General features: G+C 39.8%; 5 protein-coding genes and 6 tRNA genes. All 11 read right to left on the bottom strand.

The annotated features are described in order from the left end of the window. Nucleotides 1-379: 379 nt before the first annotated feature. Complete coding sequence (locus JOC31_RS10000; RefSeq protein WP_275586121.1) at nt 380-514, bottom strand: hypothetical protein; 135 nt, start codon at nt 512-514, stop codon at nt 380-382. Between the two features lie 21 nt (nt 515-535). Then, nucleotides 536-679 (bottom strand): hypothetical protein, encoded by a 144-nt coding sequence (locus JOC31_RS09910; protein ID WP_239551781.1) that lies wholly within the window; start codon nt 677-679, stop codon nt 536-538. A gap of 432 nt (nt 680-1,111) precedes the next feature. Further along, nucleotides 1,112-1,936, bottom strand: a complete 825-nt coding sequence (locus JOC31_RS09705; protein ID WP_205017946.1) for a metal ABC transporter permease — start codon at nt 1,934-1,936, stop codon at nt 1,112-1,114. Then, the gene (locus JOC31_RS09700; protein WP_205017945.1) at nt 1,936-2,634 is read right to left on the bottom strand and encodes a metal ABC transporter ATP-binding protein; all 699 of its coding nucleotides are present in this window, start codon (nt 2,632-2,634) and stop codon (nt 1,936-1,938) included. Before JOC31_RS09700 ends, JOC31_RS09705 begins: the two co-directional genes overlap by 1 nt. Next, on the bottom strand, nt 2,634-3,077 hold the full coding sequence (locus JOC31_RS09695) for a zinc-dependent MarR family transcriptional regulator (protein ID WP_205017944.1): 444 nt from the start codon (nt 3,075-3,077) through the stop codon (nt 2,634-2,636). The genes JOC31_RS09700 and JOC31_RS09695 overlap by 1 nt, the downstream gene beginning before the upstream one ends. A gap of 67 nt (nt 3,078-3,144) precedes the next feature. Continuing rightward, nucleotides 3,145-3,228, bottom strand: a tRNA-Leu gene (locus tag JOC31_RS09690). A gap of 11 nt (nt 3,229-3,239) precedes the next feature. Continuing rightward, nucleotides 3,240-3,311: transfer RNA gene (locus tag JOC31_RS09685), tRNA-Gln, on the bottom strand. A gap of 5 nt (nt 3,312-3,316) precedes the next feature. Further along, a tRNA-His gene (locus JOC31_RS09680) sits at nt 3,317-3,389 on the bottom strand. Between the two features lie 14 nt (nt 3,390-3,403). Next, nucleotides 3,404-3,474: transfer RNA gene (locus tag JOC31_RS09675), tRNA-Trp, on the bottom strand. A gap of 5 nt (nt 3,475-3,479) precedes the next feature. Then, nucleotides 3,480-3,560, bottom strand: a tRNA-Tyr gene (locus JOC31_RS09670). Between the two features lie 10 nt (nt 3,561-3,570). Next, nucleotides 3,571-3,643: transfer RNA gene (locus JOC31_RS09665), tRNA-Phe, on the bottom strand. Nucleotides 3,644-3,663: the final 20 nt, after the last annotated feature.

Raw genomic sequence — 3,663 nt, 5'->3', positions numbered from 1 at the left:
CTTTTCATTATAAGTCATGTGGGACTTTTTGCATACCGTCAAAAAGCCCTACAATATCTGAATGAGATTTACCCACTACAGAAATTATAGAGCCTTTTTTATTCGGTAAATCACAAAGAATAACTTGCTACCTAGACATCGATGTGCTTGATGATTAACTAGAAATAGTACTTGGAACGCACCTCCCTCCACCACTGTTAGTTACTAAATCAACCTTTACAAGGAGCTTATTTATCAAATTACTACTAAAAGCATCAAGGAGAGCCTCTTTTCAGAAGCTCTCCTTTGCTATTCCCATAACCCTACGACCATATTTTCACTATACACAAATTCTAAACCAAAACCCGATGGAGATAATCTCTACTCGGGTTTTGGTGACTTATTCTCTTTTTTCTACCAGCGCTTCTACGATAGCTGTATTTTGTTCATCAAAGAGATGTTCAAACGGAGCTGTCATATGACTTTCAAAACCTTCTGGTAACTTCGGGCAGGCCTTATTAGCATAAGTCAACATACGCTTTTCGCCAGGGTGAGTCTATTCATTAAAAGCAAGAATCAGGTCAAAGTAGGAAGCAAGAAACTTCGCCACGCGATGGTTAACCGCTACCAAATCTCTACGTTCCAAGGCCTTCTTAATTTGACGAGGATAGGCCAGCAAGCGACTTTCCAGTAGTTGCAATTGACGATTGATATATTGTCTTTCAAGGCTTGACTTAGATAAACATCATAATCAGATTGCTCATCAAAAATGTCACCCGCCTAAGACGATAGCTTCTATTTCATCGTAATCTGATAATTCCTCAACCAACTGTTTAAATATTGTTTTCTCTCCCTTTTCCTCACTCGATTAATTCATCCATTTGCCAAGCTAAACACCGATAGTCGTAGACAGTACCACATCACGCTCCTAAGACAAACGTCATAACCTGACCGAGCATAGGCTAGTTAGTTCACCCAATCCACCCTTTCAAAAAAGTGTTTTAAAACTCCGCTGTGATATACTATTCTGCCAACTTAGAAGCTCTTAGTCTGACAAGATTATTCTTTAACCTTATACTACCACAGTAGCAAAATAGATTCATCCACTACCGTATCCCTGAGCAACAAGGTACTAAGCCCGTCTTCTTAAAAATGTATATAGACTAGTGAGTAAAAAAATTCCGATTAGAATAATTGTAATCGTTGCACTTGCCGGAGTCTCCCAATGGTAAGATAAATAAACACCTGCAATCATACCCAAGAAACCAATGCCCATCGCATAAGCAATAACAGATTTAAAACTTTTACCAATCCTCATTGCTATACTCGCTGGTAATACCATGATAGTAGAAACTAATAAAGCACCTGCAGCAGGTATCATCAATGCAATAGCAATACCCGTTACAATATTAAAAGCCAAAGACATCCATTTGACAGGTAAACCATCTACAAATGCCGTGTCCTCATCAAAAGTTAGAATATACGTCGGTCTCATAAAGAAAACTGTCAACAGTAATACCACTACAGCAATAACAAAAAGAGCTAACACTTGACTACTATTTATCGTGATAATGGAGCCAAATAAATACTGGTCCAAACTCATACTTGATGCGTTGGAAGATTTACTGGTAATAATCAAAGACAGGGCCAAACCAAGAGACATCAAAATAGCCGTCGAAATTTCCATGTAATGCTTATAAACCGTCCTCAGATACTCTAGCAATACAGCAGCTAACACGACAATAATGATTGTTGACCAAGTTGTTGACATTCCGAGTAGAAGACCAAAAGCTACTCCCGCCAACGACACGTGACTTAAAGTGTCACTCATTAAACTCTGTCGTCTCAAAATTAGAAAAAGTCCTAAAATAGGAGCAAATAAACTCATCGCTAAAATGGCTAAAATAGCTCTTTGCATAAAATCATAAGAAAGCATATCAAAAATTGAATACAACATCATTCTAGCTCCTTATCTTTATCATGAATATTAAAGCACCGCCACGGTAAGCTATGGTTACGTACTAAATGAATATTACGGTCTGCATATTCTTTGACTTCTTCTGGATCATGAGTGATCATTAAGACTGATTTACCATGCTTATGGGCACTATGATGCATCAACTGGTAAAAAGTCTCTGTTGTTCCCGCATCCATACCTGTTGTAGGCTCATCAAGGACAAAAACATCAGGATCCGAAGCAAACATTCTAGCAATCACTGCTCGCTGTTTCTGCCCTCCAGACAAACTACCAATACGTTTATAACGATTCTCCCACATACCAACTGCTTCTAAACTTGTTTTGACATGCTCATCATCATGCTTATCAAGCCGTCTAAACCATCCCTTTCTTGGGTAGCGTCCCGAACGAACAAACTCAAGCACGGTACTAGGAAAACCTGCATTAAAACTTGCAATCTGCTGTGGCAAATAAGCCAATCGTAATTTTTTCCCAGAAATATTTCGATCTGCTATTACTACGGAACCTTTCTTAGGTTTCAGTATCCCTAAAGTCGCCTTAATTAGAGTCGATTTAGCCGCTCCATTTTCACCTGTTAGAGTCACGAACTCACCACTATCAACATGATAAGAAATACCTTCCAAAACAGGATCCGTTTCATATTGAAAAGTAAGATCATTTACTGTAATATATCTCATCAGTCTCTAAACAACTCCTCTCTCAACTGTTCTAAAAAACTATCAATTACAAGTTTCTCCTTATCTGAGTAAGACATCAAGATAGATTCATAAGCTTTTAATGTCAAATCATGATGATGTAAATGTTCTTGTGCAATCGGGAGAGCCTCTGAAGTTAGTGAAAAATAAGTCACCCTACCATCCTTACTATCTTTTTGAGTCTTCAAGAACCCCTTTGATACTAAAGACTTCACAGCCTTCGTGACAGCAGCCTGACTCACATTAAGAGACTTTGCTAAATCTGTGTTAGTCATTGGACCATCAATTAACAACATCAAGATATGTTCTTGTGTATTTGTTAGTGCCACCCCACTTGTACAATGTCCCACTAAAAACTCATTACTATGCTCAGAAGCCAAAATAACCTCTGAAAGAAAACCATCAATTTTTAAAACTAAATCCATATCTTTCCTTAACTAGTTAACTATAAGTATAAATAAAAACTGTTAGAACTAATCTAACAGCTAGATATACCGGCGGCCGGGGTCGAACCGGCACGTCCTTGCGGACACTGGATTTTGAGTCCAGCGCGTCTGCCAATTCCGCCACGCCGGCAAATATCTAAACTGGGGTAGCTGGATTCGAACCAACGCATGAGGGAGTCAAAGTCCCTTGCCTTACCGCTTGGCTATACCCCAAAGGAGGCGAGTGAGGGGAATCGAACCCCCGAATGTCAGAGCCACAATCTGATGTGTTAACCACTTCACCACACCCGCCATATTTAGTTTAACACGGGCAGTAGGAATTGAACCCACACTGAAGGTTTTGGAGACCTTAGTTCTACCTTTAAACTATGCCCGTTATTATGGAAAGAGAGGGATTCGAACCCCCGAACCCGAAGGAGCGGATTTACAGTCCGCCGCGTTTAGCCTCTTCGCTATCTTTCCTTAAATATAATGGCGCGAGACGGAATCGAACCGCCGACACATGGAGCTTCAATCCATTGCTCTACCAACTGAGCTACCGAGCCAACTATAATTGCGGGAGCAG

Origin of the sequence: Streptococcus saliviloxodontae (genome assembly GCF_016908655.1) — a bacterium.
In the GTDB taxonomy this organism is placed as follows: Bacteria; Bacillota; Bacilli; order Lactobacillales; family Streptococcaceae; genus Streptococcus; species Streptococcus saliviloxodontae.
Note: the sequence above shows the minus strand (reverse complement) of the source record. Positions and strands in the feature narration are given on the sequence as shown.

Bases quoted from the DNA above. Each gene is read 5' to 3' on its own strand.
- JOC31_RS10000 (WP_275586121.1), bottom strand. From the start codon at position 514: ATGTTGACTTATGCTAATAAGGCCTGCCCGAAGTTACCAGAAGGTTTT.
- JOC31_RS09705 (WP_205017946.1), bottom strand. From the start codon at position 1,936: ATGTTGTATTCAATTTTTGATATGCTTTCTTATGATTTTATGCAAAGA.
- JOC31_RS09700 (WP_205017945.1), bottom strand. From the start codon at position 2,634: ATGAGATATATTACAGTAAATGATCTTACTTTTCAATATGAAACGGAT.
- JOC31_RS09695 (WP_205017944.1), bottom strand. From the start codon at position 3,077: ATGGATTTAGTTTTAAAAATTGATGGTTTTCTTTCAGAGGTTATTTTG.